The organism is Variovorax sp. J22R115 (assembly GCF_030317005.1).
GTDB lineage: Bacteria > Pseudomonadota > Gammaproteobacteria > Burkholderiales > Burkholderiaceae_C > Variovorax.
The window spans coordinates 18,551-44,304 of record NZ_JASZYM010000016.1 but is presented as its reverse complement, the minus strand read 5'-3'; the positions used below and the strand labels follow the sequence as shown (position 1 = coordinate 44,304).

Annotated in this window: 18 protein-coding genes; 6 read left to right on the top strand and 12 right to left on the bottom strand. The window is 67.3% G+C overall.

Translation table 11 applies throughout. The features are described 5' to 3' along the window. Positions 1-9: 9 nt before the first annotated feature. The 6 genes from QTI04_RS26000 to QTI04_RS25975 all read right to left on the bottom strand — a co-directional run bounded on the left by QTI04_RS26000 (position 10) and on the right by QTI04_RS25975 (position 15,738). The gene (locus QTI04_RS26000) at positions 10-11,463 is read right to left on the bottom strand and encodes a VCBS domain-containing protein (protein WP_286618055.1); all 11,454 of its coding nucleotides are present in this window, start codon (positions 11,461-11,463) and stop codon (positions 10-12) included. A gap of 162 nt (positions 11,464-11,625) precedes the next feature. Then, a complete protein-coding gene (locus QTI04_RS25995) occupies positions 11,626-12,339 on the bottom strand; it encodes a MarC family protein (RefSeq protein ID WP_286618054.1) in 714 nt (237 codons plus the stop codon). Then, the gene (locus QTI04_RS25990) at positions 12,336-12,719 is read right to left on the bottom strand and encodes a DUF1622 domain-containing protein (RefSeq protein ID WP_286618053.1); all 384 of its coding nucleotides are present in this window, start codon (positions 12,717-12,719) and stop codon (positions 12,336-12,338) included. Before QTI04_RS25990 ends, QTI04_RS25995 begins: the two co-directional genes overlap by 4 nt. 91 nt (positions 12,720-12,810) lie before the next feature. Then, a complete protein-coding gene (locus tag QTI04_RS25985; RefSeq protein WP_286618159.1) occupies positions 12,811-13,176 on the bottom strand; it encodes a response regulator transcription factor in 366 nt (121 codons plus the stop codon). A gap of 77 nt (positions 13,177-13,253) precedes the next feature. Beyond that, the gene (locus QTI04_RS25980; protein WP_286618052.1) at positions 13,254-13,868 is read right to left on the bottom strand and encodes a response regulator transcription factor; all 615 of its coding nucleotides are present in this window, start codon (positions 13,866-13,868) and stop codon (positions 13,254-13,256) included. A gap of 19 nt (positions 13,869-13,887) precedes the next feature. Further along, positions 13,888-15,738 carry a HAMP domain-containing sensor histidine kinase gene (locus QTI04_RS25975; RefSeq protein ID WP_286618051.1) on the bottom strand — a complete coding sequence of 617 codons (1,851 nt, stop codon included), beginning with the start codon at positions 15,736-15,738 and terminating at the stop codon, positions 13,888-13,890. Positions 15,739-15,912: 174 nt separating this feature from the next. Here QTI04_RS25975 and QTI04_RS25970 point away from each other — a divergent pair, with 174 nt between their 5' ends. Beyond that, positions 15,913-17,079, top strand: a complete 1,167-nt coding sequence (locus tag QTI04_RS25970) for a hypothetical protein (RefSeq protein ID WP_286618050.1) — start codon at positions 15,913-15,915, stop codon at positions 17,077-17,079. A 13-nt stretch (positions 17,080-17,092) separates the two neighbouring features. Here the strand turns inward: QTI04_RS25970 and QTI04_RS25965 are convergent, their stop codons facing one another. The 3 genes from QTI04_RS25965 to QTI04_RS25955 are packed head-to-tail and all read right to left on the bottom strand — an operon-like array spanning position 17,093 to position 18,955. Next, the gene (locus QTI04_RS25965) at positions 17,093-17,215 is read right to left on the bottom strand and encodes a hypothetical protein (protein ID WP_286600754.1); all 123 of its coding nucleotides are present in this window, start codon (positions 17,213-17,215) and stop codon (positions 17,093-17,095) included. A 26-nt stretch (positions 17,216-17,241) separates the two neighbouring features. After that, the gene (locus tag QTI04_RS25960) at positions 17,242-18,282 is read right to left on the bottom strand and encodes an MBL fold metallo-hydrolase (protein WP_286600755.1); all 1,041 of its coding nucleotides are present in this window, start codon (positions 18,280-18,282) and stop codon (positions 17,242-17,244) included. A 13-nt stretch (positions 18,283-18,295) separates the two neighbouring features. Next, on the bottom strand, positions 18,296-18,955 hold the full coding sequence (locus QTI04_RS25955) for a peroxiredoxin (RefSeq protein WP_286600756.1): 660 nt from the start codon (positions 18,953-18,955) through the stop codon (positions 18,296-18,298). 203 nt (positions 18,956-19,158) lie between these two features. Here QTI04_RS25955 and QTI04_RS25950 point away from each other — a divergent pair, with 203 nt between their 5' ends. Together QTI04_RS25950 and QTI04_RS25945 are read left to right on the top strand one after the other, a co-directional pair. Further along, positions 19,159-21,177: an acetoacetate--CoA ligase gene (locus QTI04_RS25950; RefSeq protein WP_286618158.1), complete on the top strand. Its 2,019-nt coding sequence runs from the start codon at positions 19,159-19,161 to the stop codon at positions 21,175-21,177. A gap of 71 nt (positions 21,178-21,248) precedes the next feature. Further along, positions 21,249-21,614 (top strand): YbaY family lipoprotein, encoded by a 366-nt coding sequence (locus tag QTI04_RS25945; RefSeq protein ID WP_286618049.1) that lies wholly within the window; start codon positions 21,249-21,251, stop codon positions 21,612-21,614. A 27-nt stretch (positions 21,615-21,641) separates the two neighbouring features. On the opposite strand, the gene QTI04_RS25940 is transcribed toward QTI04_RS25945, so the two are convergent. Continuing rightward, on the bottom strand, positions 21,642-22,043 hold the full coding sequence (locus QTI04_RS25940) for a phage holin family protein (RefSeq protein ID WP_286600758.1): 402 nt from the start codon (positions 22,041-22,043) through the stop codon (positions 21,642-21,644). A gap of 118 nt (positions 22,044-22,161) precedes the next feature. Between QTI04_RS25940 and QTI04_RS25935 the strand changes: the two genes are divergently transcribed. Together QTI04_RS25935 and QTI04_RS25930 are read left to right on the top strand one after the other, a co-directional pair. After that, positions 22,162-22,665, top strand: a complete 504-nt coding sequence (locus QTI04_RS25935; protein ID WP_286600759.1) for a MerR family transcriptional regulator — start codon at positions 22,162-22,164, stop codon at positions 22,663-22,665. Beyond that, positions 22,662-24,212 carry an MFS transporter gene (locus tag QTI04_RS25930; protein ID WP_286618048.1) on the top strand — a complete coding sequence of 517 codons (1,551 nt, stop codon included), beginning with the start codon at positions 22,662-22,664 and terminating at the stop codon, positions 24,210-24,212. Before QTI04_RS25935 ends, QTI04_RS25930 begins: the two co-directional genes overlap by 4 nt. 33 nt (positions 24,213-24,245) lie before the next feature. On the opposite strand, the gene QTI04_RS25925 is transcribed toward QTI04_RS25930, so the two are convergent. Continuing rightward, a complete protein-coding gene (locus QTI04_RS25925; protein ID WP_286618047.1) occupies positions 24,246-24,629 on the bottom strand; it encodes a hypothetical protein in 384 nt (127 codons plus the stop codon). Positions 24,630-24,772: 143 nt separating this feature from the next. Here QTI04_RS25925 and QTI04_RS25920 point away from each other — a divergent pair, with 143 nt between their 5' ends. Then, on the top strand, positions 24,773-25,414 hold the full coding sequence (locus QTI04_RS25920) for a peroxiredoxin (RefSeq protein ID WP_286600764.1): 642 nt from the start codon (positions 24,773-24,775) through the stop codon (positions 25,412-25,414). Positions 25,415-25,463: 49 nt separating this feature from the next. On the opposite strand, the gene QTI04_RS25915 is transcribed toward QTI04_RS25920, so the two are convergent. After that, the gene (locus QTI04_RS25915; RefSeq protein ID WP_286618046.1) at positions 25,464-25,733 is read right to left on the bottom strand and encodes a hypothetical protein; all 270 of its coding nucleotides are present in this window, start codon (positions 25,731-25,733) and stop codon (positions 25,464-25,466) included. Between the last annotated feature and the right edge of the window lie 21 nt (positions 25,734-25,754).

Below are 25,754 nucleotides of genomic sequence, written 5' to 3'. Positions count from 1 at the left end.
GTTCTTCCTTCAGATGCGTGTCGTCGATTCGGGAACGTCTGCCGGCCCGAGTGGATGGAGGCGCTGCGCCGCCTCGCGCAATTGCTCCCTGAAGCCGAGGGCGGTCTGCGGGTCCGGTGACGCATCGTCCAGCACCATGTCTTCGGGGTCTGCAATGAAAAGCGACGGCGCGGTGAGCAGGCCGTCGGCACTGAGATTGACGCGCCCTTCGCGGCCGAGGATCCACGCCAGGTCGAAGTCGCTGTCGCGCCGGCTCTGTCCGACGGCGCGGGCGACGTGCTGGTCGGCCACTTCGCCGAGGCCGGAGCCTATCGAGGTACTGCCCATCTCGGGCGGCAACTGCCACAGCAACTGGCTGCCGTCGCTGCCCCAGGCGGAAATCTTCAGTGCGGTGTCGACCTGCTCCACCACTGGGGAGATGTAGATCGCGGGCCGCACTTCGGGCAGCGTCGCGCCCGCATAGTCCCTGTCCAGGAAATACATGAAGTAGTTCGGCCCCGGCGGCGCGAGGTACGGCGCCGCGATGTCGAGGTCGATCACCAGTTGCGCTGCGTCGATGGCGCCCCCGCGGTCCGCGACGGTGTAGGTGAACACGTCCTGCAGCACGCGGCCCAGTCCGGCCGAGGCCAGCACGTCGGGGTTGGTCTGGTCGACGGTGTAGGTGTAGCTGCCGTCGGCGTGGATCACCAGCGTGCCGTAGCGGCCTGCAATGCTCTGGCCGACCGTGCCCGGTGTGCCCGTCCCAGCCTCGGCGCCGCTGCGTATCGCGACCACCTGCAGGCCTTCGCCGCCATCCACGTCGGAGTCGTTGGGCAGCACGTTGCCGGCGGCCTGCGGGGCGGGCCGCTCGCCGGGCGCGACGTTGCTGTCGTCGCGCGCGACCGGCGCGTCGTTGGCGCCCTGGATCAGCACATTGAGGCGTGCTTCGGAAGTCGCCCCAGCGGTGTCGCTGACGCGGTAGATGAAGCTCTCGCTCAGCGTCTCGCCCGCGGTGCGCAGCGCCTGCACGGTGGGGTTGGCGTTGTCGAGCACGTAGGTGTAGCTGCCGTCGGCATTGAGCGTGAGCTGGCCGTAGAGGCCCGACAGCACCTGGCCCGCGGCGACGGATTGCCCGACTGCATTGCGCACGCCGAGCACGCGCTGGGCATTGATGCCGCCGACGCTGTCGACGCCGAGCACCCGCTGGGTCTCGCCGTTGGCGACACTGTCGACGTCGCTGTCGTTGGTCAGGACGTTGCCTGTGGGATTCACCCCCGGCGTCTGGTTGGCGACGCCGCCCGCCTCGACGGCGGTCGCGTTGTCGTCCCGCGCGATCGGCGTGTCGTTGCGGCCGTCGATGGTGATGCGCAACTCGGCCGAGGAGGGTGCATCCCAGATGTCGACCAGCGAATAGGTGAAGGTGTCGGTCAGCGTCTGGCCGCTCGTGCGCAGGGCTTCGACTTCGGGGAGGCTGTTGTCGAGCACGTAGGTGTAGCTGCCGTCGGCGTTGAGGGTGAGGTCGCCGTAGAGGCCGCGCAGCGCGGTCCCGACCGTGCCGGTCGTCCCGCTGCCTGCGGAGGTGCCCGTGCGAAAGCCGGTCACGACCAGCGCATCGCCCTCGACGTCGGTGTCGTTGGCCAGGACGTTGCCCATCGGGTCCAAGCCCGCTTGCGTGTTGTTCAGGCCGCTTGCCTCGACGGCGGTGGTGGCGTCCGCGACGCCCTTCGGCGGATCGTTGAGGCCCACGACGATGATGTGGATCTGGGCCAGGTCGTTGAGCCCGCCCAGGTCCGTCGCCTGGTAGGTGAAGTACTCGTCGGCGAACTGGAGCAGGCCCAGTGCCTGCACGGCAGGATTGTTGACGTCTACGACATAGGTGGCCGTGCCGTCGGCGCCGATGTTCAACCGGCCGTACAGGCCTTCGATCGCCGTGCCGTTGAGGTTGCTCGTGCCCGGCGCGACGTTCACCAGCGCACCGCCCGCCGCTTCGGTGCCCACGCGGACGCCGGACACATGCAGCACGTCGGCCTGGTCGATATCGGTGTCGTTGTTCAGCACGTTGCGAGTCGGGTTGAAGGCGCGCCCGACGCCGTTGTTGGCAAGGGCCACCGCCACGTCGTCGACCGCCACCGGCGCGTCGTAGGCGCCTCGGATGATGATGCTCAGCTGCGCGATGTCCGTCGCGCCAGCGAGGTCGCGCATGCTGTAGGTGAACACCTCGTTCAACGTCTCGCCCGCTCGCAGCGCCTGCACCGCCGGCGCGTTGTTGTCGAGCTGGTAGGTATAGCCGATGCCGTTCGCGGCCGTCGTGAGGGTGCCGTACCGTCCGATGATGTTCAGGGTCGGGGCCACCGCCGTGAACGCGCCGCCGGCGGCTTCGGGGCCGGCACGGATGCCCGTGACGGTCCTGGCGTCGCCGGCATCGACGTCGGTGTCGTTGGCCACCAGATCGATCGAGGGGTTGAAGCCCGGCGTGCCGTTGAAGGTGCCGCCGGCCTCCACGGCGATGGCTGCATCGTCCACTGCCACCGGGTTGTCGTTGCGCCCCTGGATGATGACGGTGAGCGGTGCCGAACTCGTGGCGCCCGCCAGGTCCCGGATCTGGTAGGCGAAGGTTTCGACCAGCGTGTCGGAACTGGTGCGAAGCGCCTGGACGATCGGGTTGTTGTTGTCCAGCGTGTAGGTGAGCGTGCCGTCGGCGTTCAGCAGCAAGGTGCCGTAGGTGGTGGCGAACGGCGTGCCGATGACGCCGGCGACGGGACCTGCGCCCGTCGCGTGGATGACGCTGGAGGCGACCAGCGTCTCGCCGAACCCATCCACGTCATCGATCAGGCTGAAGGCGTTGCCCGACGGGTCCACGCCCGGCGTGCTGTTGCTCACGCCGCCGGCTTCGATGGCGATGACGGTGGTCGGCTCGGCCACCGGCGTGTCGTTGGTGCCCTGGATGGTCACGGTCAAGGTGGCGCGATCCTGGGCGCCGGCCGCGTCGATGTCGGTGTAGCTGAAGCTGTCGGTGAGGGTGTCGATGTCGCGGCGCAGGGCCTGCACGGCGGGGTTGTCGTTGTCGACGCGGTAGGTGTATGTGCCGTCGGCATTCAAGGTCAGCCAGCCATAGGCGCCGCGCAACTCGCTGCCGAGCACGCCCGCGGTGCCGGTGCCTGCTTCGGTGCCGGTGCGCACGGAGGACACGGCCCGCGTCTCGCCGTAGTTCACCGGGTCCGTCGGGACTTCGCCGCCGTCGACGTCGATGTCGTTGGCGAGCACGTTGCCGGTCGGGTCGACGCCCGGCTGGTTGTTGTTCTGGCCGCCGGCCTCGACGGCGGTCGCGGCATCGTCGGCTGCCACCGGGTTGTCGTTCTGGCCGCGGATCAGCGCGATGACTTCGCCTTGGTCGATTTCGCCGTTGCCGTCGTCGACGGTGAAGGTGAAGCGTTCGATCAGGACATCGGAGATCAGGCGCAGGGCCTGCACCGCGGCGTCGTTGTTGTTGACCGCGTAGGTGTAGGTGCCACTGGATTGCAAAGTGAGCGTGCCGTACTGGCCGACAACGACCGCGCCCGTCGGCCCGACCGGCGTGTCGATGCCGCCCGCGCCCTCGGCGCCGGCACGGACGGAGGTCACGGTCAACGGATCGCCGTCCGGATCGAAGGACGCGCTGGTGGCATCGCCGGTCGGGTCGACGCCCGGCGTGGCGTTGGCGACGCCGCCGCGTTCGGTGGCCAGCGCCACGACGTTCTGCGCCACCGGCGGGTCGTTCACCCCACGCACGGTGATCACGAGCTGCGCCAGGTCGGTGAGGCCGCTGGTGTCGGTGAGCTGGTAGGTGTAGATGACGTCGATCGTCTGACCCGCCTGCAGTGACTGGAGCGTGAGGTTGTCGCTGTTGACGTCGAAGGTGAAGGCACCGTCGGCCCCGATGACGAGCGTGCCGAAATCGCCCGCCACCGGCACGCCGCCCTGCAGGGCGTAGGTGCCTGCGATCGAGGTGCCGTTGGCGAGGCTGGTGCCGGCGGCCACGCCGGACAGCACCACGCCCGGCCCTTCGGGCCCGGTGCCAATGCCGGTGACCGCCATCAGCGAATTGGGGTTGTCGGTGCGGTCCACGTCGAGGTCCACGCCATTGCCGCCCGGCTGCCCGATGGTGCCCGGGCGGCTCGGAAAGAGGATGACGTTGCCGGCCGGATTGCTCTCCGCCGCATTGCCGTTGGTGGAGGCGGCCTGCGCGTCCGCATGGTCGTCGCTGGCCACGGGGTTGTCGTTGGCGCCGGAGATGACGATGCGCAACTCGGCCAGGTCGTCGAGTCCGGCGGCATCCGTGACCCGGTAGCTGAAGACATCGCTCAAGGTGTCGCCGGGCACCATGCGCTGCACGTCGGGGTCATTGTCGAAGATGACGTAGGTGTAGGTCCCGTCCGCGCCCAAGGTCAGGGTTCCGTAGCGGCCGATCACTGCCGTGCCGGTGCCGGAGGATGTGCCGGGGTTCACCCCGGACACGGGTCCCTGCGCCAGTGGCCCAACATTGCGGACCCCCGTGACCTGTTGCGTCTCGCCATTGGCCGCGCTGTCGACATCGGTGTCGTTCGCGAGCACATTGCCCGTCGCGTTGCTGCCCGGGGCGGTGTTGTTCACGCCGCCGGCCTCGACGGCGTTGCCGACATCGAAGGCGGCCACCGGCGTGTCGTTGGCGCCGTGGATGGTGACGGTGAGCACCGCCGTGTCACGAAGGCCCTCGATGTCCGAGAGCGTGTAGGTGAAGCGTTCGACCAGGGTCTGGCCTGAAAGCCGCAGGGCCTGGACCGTCGGGTCGTCGTTGTTGACGACGTACTGGTAGCCGCCGTTGGCGCCTACGGTCAGCGTGCCGTAGAGGCCGTCGACCGAGTTGGCGCCGATCGAGGGCAAGCCGAACTGCGGGCCGCCTTCGCGGCCGAAGGTGATCACGCGCAGTCGATCGGCGTTGGTGGCGATGTCCACGTCCGTGTCGTTGGCGAGCAGGTTGCCGGTCGGGTCGACCCCGATGAGCCGGTTGTCCGTGCCGCCGGCTTCCGTCGCATCCGCAACGTCGTCGATCGCGTCGGGTTGATCGTTCACGGGTGCGAGCACGATTTGCAGGGTGTCCTGGTCGCTCAGGGCGTCGGCGGGGTTCTGGGTGGGGATGCCGTCGCCGTTCGCGTCGCCGGTGTTGCCGCGGTCGTTTGTCAGGATGGTGAGCGTGTCGGTGCCGTTGTAGTCGAGGTTGCCCAGGTACTGCAGGTTGGCCAGCGCGAGGTTCAGCGCGGCGAGATTGCCGCTGAGTCCCAGCGTGCCCGTCGCGGAGCCGGTCACCGTCACGCCGGGCGGAACGCTCGAGAGCGACAGCGTGCCGTGCAGCACCGAGAGCGTGATGTCGAGCGTGCCGCCGGCCGCATCGACGTCGGTCACCGACAGGCCGGCGATGGGCAGCGTCACGTCTTCGAGGCCGCTGGGCGCAACGGTGGGCAGGTGGTTCTCGGGTGCGTCGTTCTGCTCCACGTAGCCGGCGTTCGCGGCGGCCGTCGCGGATTCGCCGAGGGTGACGACGATCTGGCCGAGCGGGCTGGCGGCGTCGGTGTCGATGCGCACGCGCAGGTCGCCCAGCGGCTGGGGATAGCTGATGGTCCCGCTCGGCGTGTCGATGCGGAACACGCCGGCAGGCAGCACGCCGAAGCGGTACTGCCCGTTGACATCGGTCGTCGTCGTGAACACGCGGTTGTCGGCCGCAGTGGCAAGGTTGCCGTCCACGCCGCCCCAGGTCAGGCTCACGGGCTGCCCGGCGAGCGGCGGGCCGTCAGGCACCGCGTTGGCGGTGGCGCTGGCCGTGTCGTCCCACAGCGTGCCCTGGATGATGCCGAGGCCCGCGCCTTCCGCGAGCACATAGGTGTTGGGCGTGCCGCCGATGCCGGTGCGCTCGCCAGCGACCGTGCCATCGACCCCCACCGGCGTGCCGCCCCAGGTGGTGAAGGATTCCGGAAGACTGGACCATGTCAGCACCGCGTTGCTGCTGGCGATGGCGGCCGCGTTCGGCAGCGTGACCTGGTAGACCACCTGGACCTGCGCGCCGGGGTCCAGCCGGTCGAAGTCGACTGTCAGGCCGCCGGTGGTGCCGACGGCAATCCCAGCCGGGAGATTGGCCGCCGTGTAGACCGTGCCGTTCAGCGTGAGGCTGACGAAGGTGTAGGCGCTGCCGACCGGGAACGAGTCGGCGAGATGCGTGTTGAATGCGGGCAGCGTCCCGTTCTCGGTGAAGCTCACCGCCACGGTGGCCGTGCCGGTGGCGCCGGCCGGATTCGGGTTGAAGTCGATCACGCGCTTGTCGACGCCGTTGAACGCCGGTTCGACGATGCGTTCGCCCACGGTGTTGCCGGTCGCGCGCGGCCCGCCCCCGACGAGTTCGCGGGCCGTCACGTTCAGCACCGCGCCCGCCGTGTTGGAAGCCTGATTGAGCACGCGGGCGTTGAACTCCAGCGAGATCCCCTCCAGGTCGGGATCGTTGGGGAGGCCGTTGACCATGTTGCCGAAGTCGAAGGTGATCGTCTGGCTGCCGTCGGGGTTGACGACCACGTGGATGAGCGCCGGATTGAACACGCCCGTCGGTGCCGCGCCGGTGAGCGTGGGCGTGATGTCCTGGGCCTCGGGGCTGTTCTCGTTGCCGAAGACGAGCAGCGTGCCGCTGAGGGCCAGGTTGGCGTCGGTCGTCAGCTCGTTCTCCGAGATGAGTGCGACGCGCACCGCGTTCTGGAGCGCATCTGGCGCGATGAAGCCGAGCCCACTGGGCAGCGTGACCTGCACGTGGTAGTCGGGGTTGTTGCCCTCGGGCACCAGCACCAGCACCCGGTAGCGGATCACTTCGCCGATGGTGACCTGCTCCAGCGGCGCCGATGTGGGCGACACGGCCGGCGTGTCCGGAAGGCCGCCGACACGCGAGATCCGGATGCCCTGGGCCACCTCGAAAGTCAGCACGTTACTGCGCCGATAGTCATTGAGCACGCCCGTATTGAGCAACCCGTCGACACCGGTCCGTTCGCCGGCCGGCTCGGCCGTGCCGGCGGTGCTGCCGTTCAGGCTGGTCCACTGCACCTGTGCCGTGTTGGTGAACAAGGGCTCGGCGGCCGCCGAAGCGTTGACGACCCCGGTGATGCGCAACACGATGCTGCCGCCCCTGCCGATGTCGATGTTCGCGCCGGCGGCCGTGCGCAACTGGCCGCCGACGATCTCGAACCCGGCGCCGCCGTTGTTGGTCGCGGCGCCCTGATAGGTCACCTCCGCCAGCGTCAGGTTGTTCAGTTCGGTCGGCAGGTTGTCGAGCAGGCTGATGTCGAAGGCGTCGAAGTCGCTGCTGCCGTTGCCGTTGCTGATCGTGATGGTGAATTCGACCGGGTCGCCATTGTCGAAGCCTAGGCCCGGATTGGTGATGAGCGCCTGCGCGATCAGCAGCGTCGGTTCCCGCACCGTCACGATGGGCGCGCCGCCCGTCAGCGCCACGTTGCGGTCGACGGGCACGCTGCCGTTGGGCGTGTCGGTGTCCGGGTCGCTGTAGATGATCTGCGCGCTGTTCTGCAGGGCCCGGTTCGCCTGGTTGCCGGTGACGTTGCTCGCCACCAGCCGCACCCGCACGACGAAGCTGTTGTTGTCGGTGACGTTGTCCGCCGTGGCGCCCGCGGCGGTGAAGGCCAGCCGCGCGCCGGCGCCGTCGTTGCCGATAGTGCCCGAGATGGCGCCGATCGCGCCGGGCGTGACTGTGCCATTGAAATCCGCGCCCAGCGCAGCGCTGCCCGCCGTCGTCGTGATGAGCTGGTAGCCGAGTCCGCCGTTGAAGCCGGTGTCCAGGCGCAGGCCGGCCGGAATCAGGTCGTCCAGCCGCAAGGACTGCGTGGTGCCTTCGGGCAGCGTCACGACGATGTCGTAGAGCATGCTTTCGCCGACCACGAGGTCGCTGCCCGTGGTGTGCGTGGCGCTCGAATCGCTGTTGTCCAGGCTGCCGCCCGCGAAGTTCTTGATGACCGCGGGTGCGGCGACCTGCTGGTTCGCCAGCTCGGTGACATCGACCGGCGCGAAGTCTGAGCCGTTATTGACGCTGGCGTAGCGGGTCAGCGCGGCGGTGCTCTGCAGCGTGCGGGCCGCGTCGATGGTGGCGCTGACCACCACGTCGTAGGTGATGACCACCATATTGGCGCCGCTCGCATCGGCGGCCGTGCCCGGACGGCCGGGCGCCAGCGTCGGGACGGCGCCGGCATCGAGGAAGGTGATCTCGTTGCCCGACACGCTGTAGTCGGTGCCGGCCACGAGCAGGCTGCCGTCGCCGCGGTAGATCCGCAGGTTCGCCCCCGCCAGGCTGTTGCCGACGAAGCTCAGGCCGGCGGGCAGGGTGACGGTGGTCTGCACATCGAACGCACCGCCGCCGCCGCGGTTCTCGATGGCGGTGGCCAGGCGCAAGATGTCGCCCGCGTCGATGCCGGTGACGTCGCCATTGACCGCCGCGAGCTCGGTCACGCTGCCCTGGAACGGCACGCCCGCAGTTCCGGGCGCGTTCCATGTGCCGGTCGTGCCCGTCACCGTGCCGTGGGTCGTGGACACCACGCCGTGGCGGATGCCCAGCACCGGCTCGGCCACCGAGGTGATCACCGCCACGTCGGACGAGACCAGATGGTTCTTCACGATCGTCGTCTGCTGGTCGGACTGCGCCAGCACGTCGAGCTCGCGCTGGTCGGCGAAGGGCTGGTCGCCCACGCGCAGGGTGAACTGCACTTCGATCCGGCTGCCGTTGACGGTGGGATTGACGTAGTTGCCGAAGTCGAAGATGACCGAGTTGCCGGGCCCCGTGGTAACCGAGTCGATGCCGTCGGGGTTCGTGTTTCCCGGGCCCAGTGCCCACTGGCCGATGCCGGCGCCCTGGCTCCAGGTAACGCCTAAAAGATTGAGCAGCGGCTGCGGCATGTAGGCGGTGAGCCGGAAGCCCTCGTAGTCGCCGGTCACCAGGTCGTAGCTCATGCGGAAGGTGACCACGTCGCCCGGATGCAGCTCGGGCGTGGCCGCCGGCGCGCCGCCGTTGACCGACACCAGCTGGATGTCGACCTGGCGCGTGGGAATCGTGCTCGTGGTCGCGGAACCATCGGACTCGTCGAAGCCCGTCAGGTTGAAACCATCGACGAGCAAGGTTCCCGCCACCGTGGCGTTGTTGCCGAGCGCGTCACCTTCGTTGATCTCGCTGTGCGGCGGATGCGGCGTCGTGTAGCTCTGCGCGATGGTGGCGCCATAGCTGATCACCGCCGTGGTGGCCCCGTCGCGGAAGTCCTCGAAGGCCAGGTCGCCGATCAGTGCGCCGAGCGTCACGAGGCCGCCGCTTGGCGCCGTCCGCAGCGATTCGGCGAGATCGAAGACCAGCGTCGTCGTGCCGTCGCCATTCGATGTGCTCGTGACGATCAGCGGAATGGCCTGCGTGACGCCGCCGCGCGTCACGCTGAGGGTGGCGGGACCGTTGAAGGTCTGGCCGTCCGCCAGCGTGTCGGTGATCGTGAAGCTGCCGTCGCCGAGGAAGTTCTCGCCGACGGCGAAGAAGTCCGAGATCGCCACGTTCAGCGTGTAGCGCAGGGTGTCACCGGGGCTGAGGCCCGCCGTGCCCAAGTCCACCTGCACGGTGGCCTGCTTGATGAGGCTGAGGGACTTCGCGACGAAGCTGGCGCCGGCGCCACTGCCGGTGTTCGAGAAGCCGACGTCGGTGGCCGGAGGGACGACGTCCCGTGGGTCCACCGGCGTCCACCTGCCGCTGACGGTCGGCGAGCCGAAGGTGATGGTGGTGTCGTCGCCGGTGATCGGGTCGACGACTGCCGAGCCGTCCGCGCCCGCTTCGGGCACGTAGAAGTTGACCACGGTGTTGGTCGGCGCGCTCAGCGTGGCGTAGGTGATCGTGTAGGCGCTGAGGAACACGCTGTCGCTGGCGATGGCCACCGCGATGGCCGCGGGATCGGTGACCACCGTGCCGTCGAGCAGCGTGATCGACGTCAGCGTGCCGCCCGCACCGGGCACGATCGAGTTGACCTGGATGTCGCCGGGCAACTGCTGCGTGACCGACACGTTGGTCAGCGTCTGGCCGGGCGCAGGCGTGACGGTGACCGTCTGCGAGTGCGGATAGTTCGGGCCGGTGACCGTCTCGCCCTCGGGCATGTTGATGGACTGGTCGATCGTGACGAGCGTCGGGTGCACGACGAAGTCGTGGAGCGAGCCCTCGATCAGGCTCGGGTCGACCGTCGGGTTGTCGAGCGCATCGTTGCCGAACTCGAAGCCGCCGCGCGCTCGGATGGTGAGATTCGGCGCGCCGTTGGACAGGTCGGTGTCGGCCAGGTTGCTGAGCTGGGCCGTGACCTGCACGGCGACCGTCGGCTGGTCCTGCGACAGGCTGCCGTAAGGCAGCTGCAGCACCACCATCTGGTCGCCCGGCCGCATGCCGACGCTGGCCGCGTTGATGATCACCGGATTGCCGCTCGAATCCCTTGCGAGGGGATGCGTGGCATTGCCGGCCGCATCGAAAGTCAGTACGAAGGATTTGACCGGCTGTCCGAGATAGGTGGCTGCGATGAAGGTGGCGCCGTCATTGCCATCCTTCCCGGTCGCCGGCATGAAGAGGTCGACGAACGGGGCATAGCCGTCGTCCGCTGAGCTATTACTCATGTTGACCGTGAAGCTGAACTGGCCGCCGAGCAGTGCATCGGTGCCGCCCGACAGGCCGACAGTCGGGCCGGCGGCCAGCAGCCCCTGGAAGCTGGCAAGCGAACTGGCGCTGAGCCCGATGGCCTTGTCGACGTCGCCGCTGCGGACTTCGAGCGTCCAGTTGCCGCCAGCGGCCGTGCTGCCGGTGTTGTCGCTGGATGCGCCCACGTCCGCGCCGGTCCAGTGTGCGAGTTCGTTAACCAGGGCCTGTCCCGCCGCGCCCGCGCCGACGTTGCAGCCATAGAGCTGGATGTCCGCGCCCGGCGCCAGTTCGCTGCGCCAGTGGCCGAGCACGCCGCTGGCCTCATCGATGTTGTCGCTGGTCAGCGTGCGGTTGCCGAGCGTGAACTGCCCCGATGCCCCGTGCGAGAAGATCTGGATCGAATCCACCGGCCCCATCTCGGCCAGCGCAGCAGTGATGGCGGCCAGCCCGTCGGTGCGGCTGTCGACCACCAGCAGCCTGGTGTCGGCGGGGAGCTGGGCGGCAAGCTGCTCGCGGTTCTCGACGCGGCTGTCGATCACCACCAGTTGATGCGACGCGGGGAGTGCCGGTGCGGAAGGCGGCGGCCCCTCGGACGCTGGACGCGCCGCGGCAGTGTCGATGGGGGCCGCCGTGGCGGCGTGCGCCGGATCGGCATGGTGCTGCTGCTCGACAGCCGACGCGGCGGCGCCGTCGAACAGGATGCGCGGCTCCAGGGCCAGCGCATGCGTGTGGGGTCTGAGCCAGTCGAAAGAGGCGGAAGCGGACGTTGCACGCGAATTCATGAGGACTCCATCGAAGGTGCCTCGCGTTGGTTCAGCCGCAGGGGCCGCATCCACGAAGCCGACCTCGTTGAATGTTGCGGAGCCAGTTTGCCATCCGTGCAAGGCAATGAGCCTGCAAAGGCACTGCCCTTAAGGGCAGGCTTGTTAAAAAATGTAGTGCTCCTATCGAACCAGAATCGTCAGCAGATACAGCGCCGCCAGCATGATGGAAAGGGATAGTGCGACCTGCATCACCCCCAGCACCGCCCCCAGGACCTGTAGCACCGCGACCACGGCGGGCCGCATGATGCTGCGCACGAAAATCATGGCGAGAAGGTTCAGCACCATCACCATTGCCAGCATGGCAAAGGTGACCTCGGTGCGTTCCGCGTCGCCGCTCAAGGTGAGCAGCAGGATCACCGCGGCGATGCCATAGGGCGTCACCAGCATCGGAAACGCGATCTTCATCGGACCCGGCGGCGTCACCTGCGCTGCATCGGTCGGGCGAGGCGGCGGCGCCTCGTACTGCGCCAGCACGCCCCGCAGCGCCACCAGGAAGAAGATCAACCCCGCGGTGAACTGCAGCACGCCGACGGGCACCATCCACTTCACCGCGAGCGCGCGTCCGATGAAGCCGCCGGCGGCCAGCGCGACGATGCCGATGGCCGCAGCCTTCAGCGCCAGCATGCGCAATTCGCGCGAGTCCATCGTGCCCGTGGCCTGCGCGAAAGGACCCAGCAGCTTGAGCGGTCCGAGCGTGATGAAGAACAGGGTGAAGAGTTGTCCGGCATCGAGGAGGTAGCCGCCGGCATGCGCCGGCGCGGCCATCGCGGCCGCCGGCAGCGCGAGGGCGGCGCTCGCGGCGCCGGCCTTGGCAACGGAGTGAAAGAGCGTCATGGCCGTTCCCCTTGCCGGGCGGCGGCCAGCTCCGCGTTCTCGCGCACGATCCTGCGGGCGGCTTCGAGGTCGCGTCCGAGGAAGAATCCCAGCACGGTCCGGATGGCCGCGATGGTGGCCAGGCGCCCCAGTTCGTCCCAGCTCGGCGACACCACGGTCGACACCAGGTCGGCGGCCAGCAGGAACTCCAGGCCCACCATCATCCAGCGCGACAGCCCCTGCCAGACCTCCAGCGCGACCTCGTTGGGCGGACGGCGCGCGAACAGGCCGGCAAGCAGTTTGCCGACGGCCATCCCCGCGCCGAGGGCGAGCAGCAGGAGCGTCGCGGCCTCGAGCAGACGAGACAGGAGGTGCGCCGAGTTGTGAAGCAGTTCTTCCATGAGGGCTCCGGGCTGCTTGCCCCTTCAGGGCGCAAGCCGAACTCGTGAGCGTTGTACCGTCATGCCCTGGCCCCCGGAACTAGTCTTTGGTTTAAGGGCTGGCGTCCTTGCCTGACAGCGCAGTGCCGATGGCTGCCAGCAGTTCGTCGCTGGAGAAGGGCTTGCGAAGCAGGCGCGACGCATCCGCGTCGAGCGCCATGCGCCCGAGCGCGAGGTCGTCGCTGGCCGTAATGAAGACCACAGGGATGTGGAGGTTCGCCTCGCTCATGCGCATCTGCACCTCGAAGCCCGAGAGGCCGGACAGGTGGATGTCGAGAATCGCGCACGTGGGCAACTGTGAGGATTGCGAGGACAGCGAGGCCAGGAACTCCTCGCCCGACGCGAACGCGGCCACCCGATAGTCGGCCAATCGCAGTACGCGGCCGAGCATCGTCCGCATGGGCGATTCATCATCCACCACGGCAATGAGCGGATCGGCGTTGGCCACGACCGAACGGTAGCGCTTTGGCGCGGGGCGGGGGACTGGACTTTGGTTCAGTTTCCGGTCGATTCGATCCCCAGCCTGGCCGCGACGTGCATCAACTCTGCGACGGTGTGCACCTGCATGCGCTCCATGATGCGTGCGCGATGGAACTTGACGGTCTGCTCGACGATGCCGAGGTCGCTGGCGATCTGCTTGTTGAGGCGCCCGCTGACCACGGCGGCGAGCACTTCGCGCTCGCGCACGGTCAGCGAGGCGAGCCGCTGCTTCGAAGCCACGATCTCGTCGTCGACCCGACGCTTCGCTGCGTCCTCCGCGATGGCCGCGCGCACGGCGGCCAGCAATGCGTCCGCCGTGACCGGCTTGGTGAGGAAGTCCGCGGCGCCGGCCTTGATCGCCTGCACGGACATCGGGATGTCGCCATGGCCGGTGAGAAAGACGATCGGCAGTGTCTGCCCCAGGTCGAAGAGCCGACGCTGCAAGGCCAGCCCGTCGAGGCCCGGCATGGTCACGTCGAGGACGAGGCAGCCCGGGGATGCCGGCCCGGTGCGGGCGAGGAACGCCTCGGCGGACTCGAAGGTCTCCACGCTGCATCCTTCTTCGCGCAGCATCCGTGCCAGCGACTTGCGCACCGCGGCATCGTCGTCGACCAGGTAGATGGTTTCCATGTCGGACATCACGGGCCCGTCAGTTGTGCTGGTGGACTGGCCAGGTGGCGCTGAAGGTCGCGCCGCCGCCGGAATTGTTTGTCGCCGTGAGCGTGCCGCCGTGGGCCGTGACGATCGACTGGCAGATGGCCAGCCCGATGCCCGTGCCGCCGTCCTTGGTGCTCCAGAAGGCGCCGAAGACGTTCTTGAGGTCCGCGGGCGCGATGCCGCTGCCCTGGTCGATCACGCTGAGCCGCACCTTGTCGCCATCGAGCCCTGTGCGGATCTTCAGGGCGCGCCGCGCCGGTTCCGCGTCGTTCATGGCATCCGCCGCATTCAGGATGAGATTGAGCAGCACCTGCTGCAACTGCACCCGGCCGCCGTCGACCAGCGGCAAGGGCGCGAGTTCGGTGACGGGCGAGACGTGGCGGGTCATCAGCTCGGTTCGCGCGAGGTCGAGCGTCTCCGCCACCAGCTCGTTCAGGTCCAGCGGCGCCAATTGCATCTCGCCGCGCCGGAAGAGCGCACCGAGCCGACGGATGACTTCCGCCGCGCGCAGGTCCTCGGTCACGATGTCGTCGCAGATCTCTTTCAATTCCGCGAGATCGGGGTGCTCGCGGCCGAGCATCTTGCGCGCCGCCTCCGCATTGCCGAGGATCGCGGCCAGCGGCTGGTTCAGCTGGTGCGCGATGGCGGCGGAGAGCTGCCCCATCATCGACACGCGGGTCATGTGGGTCAGTGCGGCGCGGTCCTTCCCGGCTTGCAGTTCGGCCTCCTTGCGTGCCGAGGCGGTTCGGCGGCGCAATCGCCGCTCGATGAGCAGCGCGGCGATCAGCGCCGCCTGGATCAGCATCACCGCGAGGATGAGCAGCAACTGGCCCCGGTGCGCTTCCCAGAAGGTGGGCTCCCTGAAGTGCACGATGGCATCGGGCGGAATGTCGGCAATGCCCCATCGCTGCGCCTGACGCCAGTCGATCTGCGTCACCGACGGCATGCTCGCGGGCAGGCCCAAGGCGGCGGGCGGCGTGCCGTCGAGCAGCTTGTTGACAGCGAGCGCGGCCTGCCGCCCCATCTCCACGTAGCCCGACATGCGGCCACCGACCACGCCCGTGCCGATGAAGGTGCTGAAGGGGCCGTAGACCGGCGCGTCGGCCGACGCGGCGGCGATGAGCGCGGCGGCTTCGCGGGGCGAGAACTCGCGGCCCGTTCCGTCCCGGAAGTAGCCCGGCGTGAACACGACATCCTCCTTCGACAGTGCGCTCAGCTTCGCCTTGAGTGCATCGGTCGGCAGGCCCGAGAGGAACTCGACAGACTGGCGAACGCCAAGGCGCGCGATGTCGTCGCGGATCTGGGTTTCCCAAATGAGGTCCCGAGCGCTTGAACCCGTGACCACCACCAGCCGCCGCGCGCCGGGATGCCAGTGCAAGGCTTGCTGGATGGTGCCGTCGAAGTCGTAGTCGACGGGGACGCCGACCACTTCGGCGGGCAGCGGCGCGACGGATTGCAGGTAGGGCTTGTCGACAGCCAGGTGGACCACTGGCACCTCCGAGAACAGCCCGTCGCGACGGCGCAGCATGAATTCGAGCGCGGGCTCGCCCGCCACGACGATGGCGGCCGGCGGCCGCGTGGCGTATTTCTCCCGGAGGTAGGTGCTGAGGGTCTGGTCGAATGCCGGCCCCGTGAAGGTCGGCCGGTCCAGGAATTCCTCGAAGAGGTCGACATGCCGCTTCGGTGTGTTCGCAATCCCTACACGCAATCCGCGATCGACCTCGACGTTCGCCGGCAGAAGTCGGGTGTTCGAGAAGAGCACCAGCACGTTCCGCGTCTCCGTCGCTGTCGCAGGCGACGAGGCCGCAAGGCAGAACGCGAACAGCAGCAGGGGAAGGCGCATCGCTCCAAGAATGGAATTGCGCGTCGCCGTTGCCCATTGGGCGAAGGTGCAGCGCCTGTTGCCCCTTGGGGCAGTCCGGGGCCAACACGGCCTGCGGCTGTTTGCCATCCGGCAGCATTCCGCTAGCATTTGACGCGCCCTCGGAGCCCCGGGGGACCACAAGATTGGTACCGCATGCAGGTCTCGTTCAACAGGCATGGTCCGTTCTATCGCATGCAGCGCCGTCTCGGCCTGTTGTCCGATACCAATCTCGCCGTAGGTCGCCGCGCCGCGCTGTTCGTCGCGCTGTCGTGGATCCCTGGCGTGGCGCTCGCAGCACTCGAAGGCGTTGCGCTGGATCCGAATCACGAGCGGGCCATGCTTCTCGATTTCAGCGCCTACGCCTTTTCCATCGCCGTTGTGGCCTTCGTGCTCATGGAGGAGATCTCGGACCGGCGCATGGTGAAGCTCGTCGCGCAGTTCGAGGACCGCGATATCGTGCCGCAGGCGTCGCGCGGCGGCATGGTGGCGGCGCGGGCGAACATGGAGCGGCGCACTGGATCGTGGCTGGCGGAAGCTGTCATTCTCGTGGTTGCCTACGCCCTCTCGTACTTCTGGCTCATGCGGGCACCGATGGGTGCCGATGGGGGCACGTGGTATGGACGCCTGGTCGACGGTTCGCTCCGGCCGACGCTGGCCGGCTGGTGGTCGATGCTCGTGGCGCTGCCGCTCTACTGGTTTCTTCTCGGCCGCTGGCTGTGGCGCTTCGTGACCTGGGGGCTCATGCTGTACGACATCGCGCGTTGCGATTTGCGCCTGGTTGCCACGCATCCCGACCGCTGCGGCGGCCTGGCCTTCATGGGACAGTACCCGCAGACCTATGTGCTCTTCGTCTTCGCGGAAAGCACGGTGGTTTCCGCGACGGTGCTCAAGCTGGTCGTGCATGGAGATGCCAGCCTGATGGGCTTCAAGTTCGCGCTGTTGGGGATGATCGCCTTCTTTGCCATTGCGTTCGTCCTGCCCCTGCTGGTCTTCATGCCGCGCCTCGTGTCGCTCAAGCACGAGGGGCTCGCGCACTACGGTTCGCTCGCCAGCCGCCACAACATCGCCTTCGACACGAAATGGGTCTCCGCCCCGGAAGCGGAACCGTCCGAGGAAATGCTGGGTTCGCCCGATCCGTCTTCGCTGGCGGACCTGGCGGCAGGCTACGACCTGATCAAGCGCATGCTTCCCGCGCCGGTCACCCTGGAGAGCATCGCGCCGATCGTGCTGGCCTCGCTGGTGCCGGTGGTTTGCGTGGCGGCGACTCAGGTGCCGTTTGCGCAGATCGTCGAAACGATCAAGACCTTGTTGCCTCTCTGAAGCAGAAGCGCGATCAGCCCGCCACGGCCTGCGGGACGGCGGCCGCCGCCTTGGGCGGCTGCGGCTTGGGTTCGCAGCCCGCGAGCGCGACCAGGGCCGCGCAGACGCAAAGAAATGAGAGCTTGCGGTAGTTCATGTCCATCTCCTTCGACAGCCGGGGCCTCAGGGCTCCTTGCCGGTCTTCAGCGGGTAACCCACCTCCCTCCATGCCTTCATGCCGCCGTCCAGCGCCACGGCGCGCATGAAGCCCATGGATCGCAGGGTCGCGGCGGCGAGCGTCGAGATGTATCCCAGTTCGCAGCACGCGAGGATGCGCCGCGTGGGGTCGGGCAGGTCCTGGTTCACGCGCAGTTCGAGCTGGCCGCGCGGCAACAGCCGGGCGCGCGGGATGTGACCGCCTTCGTAGGCATCGCGCTCCCGCACGTCGAGCACGATGAGATCGTCCTCGGCTGCTTCGACCCTGGACTTGAGCTCGGCCAGCGACATGAACGGAACGGCCGCTGTCGCCTCGGCCAGCAGGCTTGCCACGGTCTTGCCGCCGCTCATGTTCGTGCGCAGGGCCTCGGTGATGTGCGTGGGCATCGTGAGGTTCAGGCTGCGCATCATCTCGACGAACTCGCCGCGATCGCGCTTCTGCAGGCGCGGATTCGTCGCGATCTCGTCCGCGATGGTCGAGTGGCTGCGCCCCTTGTAGTCGTGCGCCGGGTACACCTGCAGCGCAGGGTCGAGGTGCAGCAGGCGATTGAACAGGCTGTCGTACAGCGCCTCGGGGTCGCCGCTGGGCAGGTCGGTGCGGCCGGTGCCGCCGATGAGCAGTGTGTCGCCGGTAAAGACGCGGTCCTCGACCTGCAGGCACATCGAGTCGGCCGTGTGGCCCGGCGTGTGCAGGGCCTGCAGCCGCAGCTTGCCGAGCACGACCATCTCGCCGTCGCCGATCCGCATGTCGACGAAGGGTGCCGGGCTCGCGCGGTGCATGACCACGGGCACGTCGAGTTGCCGCGCCAGCTCCTTGGTGGCGGAGAAATGATCGGCGTGCGTGTGCGTATCGATGAGGTAGCGGATGCGCACACCGTCGCGCGCGGCCAGCGCGAGGTAGTGGTCGATCTGGCTCAGTTCCGGATCGATGAGGGCGGCCACGCAGGTCTGGTCGCAACCGATGAGGTAGGACTGGCAACCGCCCGTTGCGATCTGCTCGAAGACCATGGTGCGCGCCGGATCAGCCCGGTTGCTTGACCACCCGCAGATAGGGCTTCGGTGCCTTCCAGCCATCGGGGAAGAGCTTCTTCGCGTCGTCGTCCGAGACCGAGCCGGCAATGATCACGTCCTCGCCGTTCTTCCAGTTGACAGGCGTGGCGACCTTGTGCGCCGCGGTGAGCTGCATCGAGTCGAGCACGCGCAGGATCTCGTCGAAGTTGCGGCCGGTGGTCATCGGGTAGGTGAGCATCAGCTTGATGCGCTTGTCCGGGCCGATGACGAAGACCGAGCGAACCGTGGCATTCGTGGCGGCGGTGCGGCCTTCGGAGGTGCCGGGTTCCTCGGCGGGCAGCATGTTGTAGAGCTTGGCCACGGCCAGGTCGGTGTCGCCGATCATCGGGTACTTGGGCAGGTAGCCTTGCGTTTCCTCGATGTCCTTGGCCCAGCGATCGTGAGCATCGACCGGGTCGATGCTCAGGCCGATCAGCTTGGCGTTGCGTTGGGTGAACTCGGGCTCGATCTTCGCCATGTAGCCCAGCTCGGTCGTGCACACCGGCGTGAAGTCCTTGGGATGCGAGAACAGGATGGCCCACTTGTCGCCAATCCAGTCGTGGAACTTGATCGGCCCCTTGGTGGTGTTGGCCGTGAAATCCGGGGTGACGTCGTTGATGCGCAGTGACATGTCCGCTCCTTTGGAAGTGTGTGGTGGCATGGCCTGCGGCCGGGGCAACGGGATGATGGATCGCCGGGCCTCTTCGGTCGCCGCAGGGTCAGCAGAAAGTACACCACGATCCGATGGCAGGTACAAGCGTACAAGTACAGAACCTGTGCTTTCCCCGATTGAGCCGGGCCGGCGCTGCGCGTTAGGCTGCACAGGTGAATCACATCTCTCCACCCATCGTTCCCCAGATCCCCCAGATTCGTCTCTACCAGGATTGGCTGCGCGAGAAGCGCGGACTTTCCTTCGATTCCTACGATGCGCTGTGGCGCTGGTCGGTCACCGATCTGCCCGCCTTCTGGCAGAGCATCTGGGATTTCTTCGACATGCAGTCCCCGACGCCGGCGAGCACCGTGCTGGTCGACGCGCACATGCCCGGCACGCGCTGGTTTCCCGGCGCGCAGGTCAACTACGTGCGCGAAGTGCTGCGCCATGCCGATGCGGCGCACGCGGCCGGCATGCCGGCCATCATCAGCGACAACGAACTCGGCGAAGTGCGCGAGATGTCCTGGCCCGAGCTGCGCCGGCAGATTGCGGCTTTTGCGCTGACCTTGCGTGAGCTCGGCGTGGTGCGCGGCGACCGCGTTGCGGCCTACCTGCCCAACGTGCCCGAGACGCTGATCGCCTTCCTCGCGTGTTCGAGCATCGGCGCGGTGTGGAGCGTGTGCGCGCCCGATATGGGCACGGCCGCGGTGGTCGACCGGTTTCGCCAGATCGAGCCCAAGGTGCTGATCGCAGCCGATGGCGTGCATTACGGCGGCAAGCCGCTGGACCGCAGCGCCGTCGTGCAGGAGCTGCGCGCCGCGCTGCCCAGCGTGAAGAAACTCGTGCTGGTGAGAACACCCTTCGCTGCGCAGCAGATCCCCGCCGAAGCGGAATGGACGAACGCCGTAGCGCGAAACGACGAAGCGACCGCCATTTTCGAGCCCGAGTGGCTGCCCTTCGACCACCCGATCTGGATCGTCTATTCCAGCGGCACCACCGGGCTGCCCAAGCCCATCGTGCACGGGCAGGGCGGCATCATCGTCAACATGTACGCCTGCGGCCTGCACCATGACCTGGGGCCGAGCTACAGCGCCAACAACTTCGGCGAGCGCTACCACTGGTACAGCTCGACCGGCTGGGTCATGTGGAACTCGCAGCTCTCGGGGCTGGCTTTCGGGTCGACCATCTGCATCTACGACGGCAACCCGGCCGGCAGCAAGGAGAAGCCCGACTGGGGCGTGCTCTGGCGCTTCGTGGCGCGGCACGAGGTGACCTTCTTCGGCGCTGGTGCGGCCTATTTCACCAACTGCATGAAAGCCGGGCTGGAAGCGAATGACTGTGGCGACCTCTCGCGCGTCCGCGCACTCGGCAGCACCGGCTCTCCATTGCCCGAAGAGGTGCAGCGCTGGGGCACGGCGCAGGTGCTCGCGGCCGGTTCGCCCGCCGTGTGGTGGTACAACATTTCGGGCGGCACCGACTTCTGCGGCGGCTTCGTCGGCGGCAACCGCGAACTGCCCGAAGTGCCGGGGCAGATGCAGTGCCGCTATCTCGGCGCATCGGTCGAGGCATGGAATGAGTCCGGCCAGCCGGTGATCGGCGAAGTCGGCGAACTGGTCTGCACGCAGCCCATCCCTTCCATGCCGCTCTACCTCTGGGGCGACGAAGGCAATGCGCGCTATCTCTCGAGCTATTTCGACACCTATCCCGGCATCTGGCGCCATGGCGACTGGATCAGGATCGGCGACGACGGCGGCTGCATCATCTATGGCCGCAGTGACGCCACCATCAACCGCCAGGGCCTGCGCATGGGCACCAGCGAGATCTACAGCGCGGTCGAAGCGCTGCCCGAAGTGCTCGACTCCATGGTGGTCGACCTGGAATACCTGGGCCGTGAAAGCTACATGCCGCTGTTCGTGGTGCTGCGGCCGGGCGTGGCGCTCGACGATGCCATGCGCGCGAAGATCAACAACGCGATCAAAACCTCGCTGTCCCCGCGCTTCGTGCCCAACGACATCTTCCAGGTCGCTGAGATTCCGCGCACGCTCTCTGGCAAGAAGCAGGAGCTGCCGATCAAGAAGCTGCTGCTCGGCCAGCCGATCGACAAAGTCGTGAACCGCGAGGCGATGGCGAATCCCGGCAGCCTGGAGTGGTACGTGGCCTTCGCCGAACGCCATGCGCAAGCGCACAATGCGGCCGCATGAGGAAACGCACCGCATTATTTGCGCTCGCTGCGGTCACCAGTCTTCCGCTGCTGGGGGCTTGCGCATCCTCGATGAACACCACCACCTCGACTGACAAGGCGCCGGCGCTGCGCGTGACGGGCTCCGTCACGTTCCGCGAACGCATCGCGCTCGACCCTTCCGCCGAGATCGTGGTGCATCTCCTCGACGTCTCGCGCATGGACGTGGCCGCCGTCGTGCTGGCCGAGCAGCGCATCCGTGCGGACGGCAGGCAGGTGCCTTTCAACTTCGCGCTGAGCGTGGACCCGGCACGCATCGATCCGCGCATGCGCTACAACGTCTCGGCGCGGATTCTTCAGGGCGACAAGCTGCTCTTCATCAGCGACACCGCCTATCCTGTGCTGACACAGGGGCGTGGCACCACGGCGGATCTCATGCTGGTGCGCGTCGCTCGCTGATCGAGCGGGCCCTGGTACCAGGCAGGGCTACAGCCACTTCCCTTCCGATGGCATCTGGATGCGCGTTTCCGGCGTGCCGCCGTCGATCAGCGCGCCAACGCAGATGCTGAGCAGCGAGATGAAGATGCTCGCGAACAGTGCCGTCCAGAAGCCGGACACCTTGAAGCCCTTCACCAGCGCCGACACCAGCAGGATCATCAGCGCGTTGATGACCAGGATGAAGAGCCCGAATGTCAGCAACGTCAGTGGCAGGGTCAGGATGATGAGCAGCGGCCGGACGATGGCATTGGCAAAGCCGAGCAGCAGCGCCGAGACCACGAGCGCCGAGACGCTTTCGAAGGTGATCCCCTTGAAGATGTGACTGGCCACCCACAGCGAAAAGGCGGTGATGGCCCAGGTGATCAGGAAGGGAGCCAGGGAATTCAGCATGTCGGTCGCTCTCGCGTTGGTATGACCGGCGCATCATATCGGCGAGCGACGCGAATCCTTCATGGGTCCGTGGCAGCAAACCTGGACGTGAACGTACACGTTGATGTAGAATCGAATCATGGCCCAGATCCCCGACACCATCACCGTCCGAGAAGCCGCAGAGCGGCTCGGCGTGACGCCGCGCACCCTCAAGTACTACGAGGAACTCGGCATCGTGGTGCCGGTGCGCAGCGAAGGGCGCTATCGCCTCTATCAAGCGGCCGACCTCGAAAAGCTTTCGCGGGTGCTGCGCATGCGATCGCTCGGCTTTTCCCTCACCACCATCACCGCGATGGTCCAGAAGCCCTTCGAGCCTGCCGCCGACGGCGGAAGGCCGCGGCTGTCCAACGCATCGCTGAAGGAACTGAAGGAAACGCTGGTCAACCAACTCGACGCGCTCGATACCCGCGTCGCGCAGGTCCGACGCGAACTGAAGGAGGCGGCCACGCTGCAGGCGCAGCTGCGGCGCGACATCGACTACGTGGAGCGCCGGCTCACCGGCGAGCCGATCGAGTCGGTGCTTCGAGAGCGTCGGCGCGCCGAGCCCGCCCGGGCCGCCGGACGCAAGAGGCCTGAAGAATGAACACCTCCGCCTCGGCGCCTGCCGGCCGCGGCATCGACGTCGCCGCGCTGGCGCCGTGGGTCATTGGCCTGGTGACCGGCATCGATTACTTCGACAACGCGCTGTTCGCCTTCTTCGCGAGCTATATCGCCGGGGGCGTGAACGCATCGGCCGATGAACTCGTCTGGGCATCGAGTGCCTATGCGCTCGGCGCCGTCCTCGGCATCCTGAATCAGCACGCCTGGGTCGAGCGATTGGGCTATCGACGCTACCTCGCGACCTGCATGTTCGCCTTCGCCATAGGTGGCGTGTGTGCCGCGCTGGGTGAGAACTCGGTGCAGCTCATGCTGGCGCGGGGCTTCCAGGGCTACTTCGTCGGGCCCATGCTGGGCGCCTGCCGCATCCTGATCCAGATCGGCATCCCGCCACAGCGGCGCGCCAAGGCGCTCAAGTCCTTCATGGTCCTGATCGTGTTCAGCGGCGCATTGGCGCCCATCATGGGCGCCTGGCTCGTCACGCATTTCGAGTGGCGCTCGCTATTCCTCTGCACGGCGCCGGTCGCGGCGCTCACGGGCGTGATGGCCTGGTGGACGCTGCCGGACATCGGCGACGTGGCGCCGCACGAGCGTACCGAGCCGCACTACGCGGCGTACGTCGTGTTCGCGCTGGCGCAGGCCGCGCTGCAGGTGGTGCTGACGCGCGCGCACTTCGAGCTCTTTTCCGGTTCGCCCACGCTGATCGGCCTTGCCATCGCCGGCATCGCGGGCCTCGGCTGGTTCGCATACCACCAGTGGCGGCATCCGGCGCCGCTGGTGCGGCTCGATGCCCTGCGGCAGTCGACCTTCCAGATCGGGTTGGCGCTCTACGTGATCTATTACTACCTGTCGACCGGCTTCAGCTACCTGCTGCCGCGGCTGATGGAAGGCGGCCTCGGCTTCTCGGTCGGCGACACCGGCTACTTCACGGGCACGACCTCGCTGGCGTCGGGCCTGCTGCTCTTCGTGTATCTCAAGTTTTCCGCGCGCGTCACCCACAAGAAGTGGCTGGTCGTCACGGGCTTCGGCATCGCGGCGCTGGCCGCATGGCTCTTTGCGCGCATGTCGCCCGAGGTCGGCCGATTGCAACTCGCGGGGCCGCTGCTGCTGCGCGGGCTGATGATGCTGTTCGTCATGCTGCCGGTCGCGAACGTCACTTTCCGAGGCTTGGCCGCGGATGACTTCGCCCACGGCTACCGGCTCAAGAATCTGGTGCGGCAGCTCGCCATTTCATTCGCCACCGCGAGCGTCATCGCGCTCCAGCAGCACCGCGTGGCGCTGCACCAGACGCGGCTCGCCGAATCGGCCAGCCCGTCCAACGCCACCTTCATGCAGTCGTTCGACATGCTGACGCGCGGATTCACCGCCGGCGGCCATGCGATCGGCGAAGCGCATTCGATGGCGCTGGCTTCGCTCTCGCGGATGCTCGAGCAGCAGGCGACTTTCATGGCCTCGCTCGACGGTTTTCAGGTGATGGCAGTGATCGCGCTGGTCTGCGGCGTGTTCGCGGCCTGGCAGCGCGAGATCGACTGAGCCGGGCCGCGAGTCGGCAGACAAGGGCCAACGTCACAAGCTCGCGTGCGCCCACCGCTGGACGGCTTCGGCGGTGTCGCTCGGCTTGGTGTTGAAGCAGATCCTGGCGCCAGGGGCCGCCCGATGCACCACGTTGATCAGCCGCTCGAAGAGAAGAAAGTAAGCGGGGATGGTCCGGATGCCGGCACCGATGACCACGCAGTCGAACGGTTTCTCAGCGAGCTTCCGAGCAGTCATGTCGGCAGCCGTTTCCCCGAGATCCGTCAGGCAGAGTTCTGCTTCGTACCCCAGAGCGGCGAGCTTGGCCTGGTCCGCGGCCAGTCCGGCCCGGACCTTGTCGGCGTTCATGTCCGGCATCGTGCTGAAGTCGACCAGGTTCGGCTCCAGGCCGATGACCAGTACCTGCGTCTTTTTCATTGGATTCTCCTTCGAGGCCGGGCCCTCGGGTCCGGCCGAGGCATATGCGAAATTGCGATGTAGAAAGTACAAGACATTCGTTGGGACGGACCACGGGATTTTCGACAATCGCGCTCCCTTCCTTCCGATCTTCTGGAGTCTTCATGACGACCCTGCGACTCGGCGACACCGCCCCCAACTTTTCTCAGGAGTCCAGCGATGGCCCGATCGACTTTCACGCGTGGGCCGGCGATTCGTGGGTGGTGCTCTTTTCGCATCCCGCCGATTTCACGCCGGTCTGCACCACCGAGCTGGGCAAGACGGCGGCACTGTCGGGTGAGTTCGCCCGGCGTGGCGTCAAGCCGATCGCGATCAGCGTCGATCCGGTCGACAAGCACAGGGAATGGATCGGCGACATCAACGACACGCAGAACACGACGGTGGATTTCCCCATCCTGGCGGACGCCGATCGCAAGGTGGCCAATCTCTATGACCTGATCCATCCGAACGCCTCCACCACGGCGACAGTGCGCAGCGTCTTCATCATCGATCCGAAGAAGGTGATCCGCACGATCATCACCTACCCGGCGAGCACCGGGCGCAACTTCGACGAGATCCTGCGCGTGATCGATTCACTGCAGCTCACGGACAGCCACAAGGTCGCGACGCCTGTGAACTGGCGGGACGGCGATGACGTTGTCATCATCCCCAGCCTGCAGGATCCGGCCGAAATCGCCGAGCGCTTCCCCAAGGGCTACAGGGCCATCCGTCCCTACTTGCGACTGACGCCGCAACCCAACAAATGAAGGCGTGGCCTGAAACGGGGCGGCCATCACGGAAAACCGTGAGTGGCACCTAGAGATCGGCGAAGCCCGTGCTGCCGGAGTGGTCCCTCGATTGCCACTCGGCCAGCCAGAACTCGACGCGCGTGGCGACCCGGTCCAGGGCGAGCTTCCTGTCGCGGTCCAGGTTCGACACAAGCATGCGGCAACGCAGGACGCCGGCTTCGCGCAGTTCGGCCACGCCGCCGTGCATCTGGTCTTCGCCCCGTGTGAGTTGGAGGTCGAAGGTCCAGCCTTCCGGCAGGTTCAGGGAGATTTCGAGGCTGGCGTCTGGGTGGTCCATGGCAACCTGACAGCATACCGC

What these genes read in the sequence shown, in the direction of transcription:
- QTI04_RS25915 (WP_286618046.1), bottom strand. Translation starts at nt 25,733, where the DNA reads ATGGACCACCCAGACGCCAGCCTCGAAATCTCCCTGAACCTGCCGGAA.
- QTI04_RS25990 (WP_286618053.1), bottom strand. Translation starts at nt 12,719, where the DNA reads ATGGAAGAACTGCTTCACAACTCGGCGCACCTCCTGTCTCGTCTGCTC.
- QTI04_RS25955 (WP_286600756.1), bottom strand. Translation starts at nt 18,955, where the DNA reads ATGTCACTGCGCATCAACGACGTCACCCCGGATTTCACGGCCAACACC.
- QTI04_RS25995 (WP_286618054.1), bottom strand. Translation starts at nt 12,339, where the DNA reads ATGACGCTCTTTCACTCCGTTGCCAAGGCCGGCGCCGCGAGCGCCGCC.
- QTI04_RS25980 (WP_286618052.1), bottom strand. Translation starts at nt 13,868, where the DNA reads ATGGAAACCATCTACCTGGTCGACGACGATGCCGCGGTGCGCAAGTCG.
- QTI04_RS26000 (WP_286618055.1), bottom strand. Translation starts at nt 11,463, where the DNA reads ATGAATTCGCGTGCAACGTCCGCTTCCGCCTCTTTCGACTGGCTCAGA.
- QTI04_RS25975 (WP_286618051.1), bottom strand. Translation starts at nt 15,738, where the DNA reads ATGCGCCTTCCCCTGCTGCTGTTCGCGTTCTGCCTTGCGGCCTCGTCG.
- QTI04_RS25970 (WP_286618050.1), top strand. Translation starts at nt 15,913, where the DNA reads ATGCAGGTCTCGTTCAACAGGCATGGTCCGTTCTATCGCATGCAGCGC.
- QTI04_RS25930 (WP_286618048.1), top strand. Translation starts at nt 22,662, where the DNA reads ATGAACACCTCCGCCTCGGCGCCTGCCGGCCGCGGCATCGACGTCGCC.
- QTI04_RS25925 (WP_286618047.1), bottom strand. Translation starts at nt 24,629, where the DNA reads ATGAAAAAGACGCAGGTACTGGTCATCGGCCTGGAGCCGAACCTGGTC.
- QTI04_RS25920 (WP_286600764.1), top strand. Translation starts at nt 24,773, where the DNA reads ATGACGACCCTGCGACTCGGCGACACCGCCCCCAACTTTTCTCAGGAG.
- QTI04_RS25965 (WP_286600754.1), bottom strand. Translation starts at nt 17,215, where the DNA reads ATGAACTACCGCAAGCTCTCATTTCTTTGCGTCTGCGCGGCCCTGGTC.
- QTI04_RS25960 (WP_286600755.1), bottom strand. Translation starts at nt 18,282, where the DNA reads ATGGTCTTCGAGCAGATCGCAACGGGCGGTTGCCAGTCCTACCTCATC.
- QTI04_RS25945 (WP_286618049.1), top strand. Translation starts at nt 21,249, where the DNA reads ATGAACACCACCACCTCGACTGACAAGGCGCCGGCGCTGCGCGTGACG.
- QTI04_RS25935 (WP_286600759.1), top strand. Translation starts at nt 22,162, where the DNA reads ATGGCCCAGATCCCCGACACCATCACCGTCCGAGAAGCCGCAGAGCGG.
- QTI04_RS25940 (WP_286600758.1), bottom strand. Translation starts at nt 22,043, where the DNA reads ATGCTGAATTCCCTGGCTCCCTTCCTGATCACCTGGGCCATCACCGCC.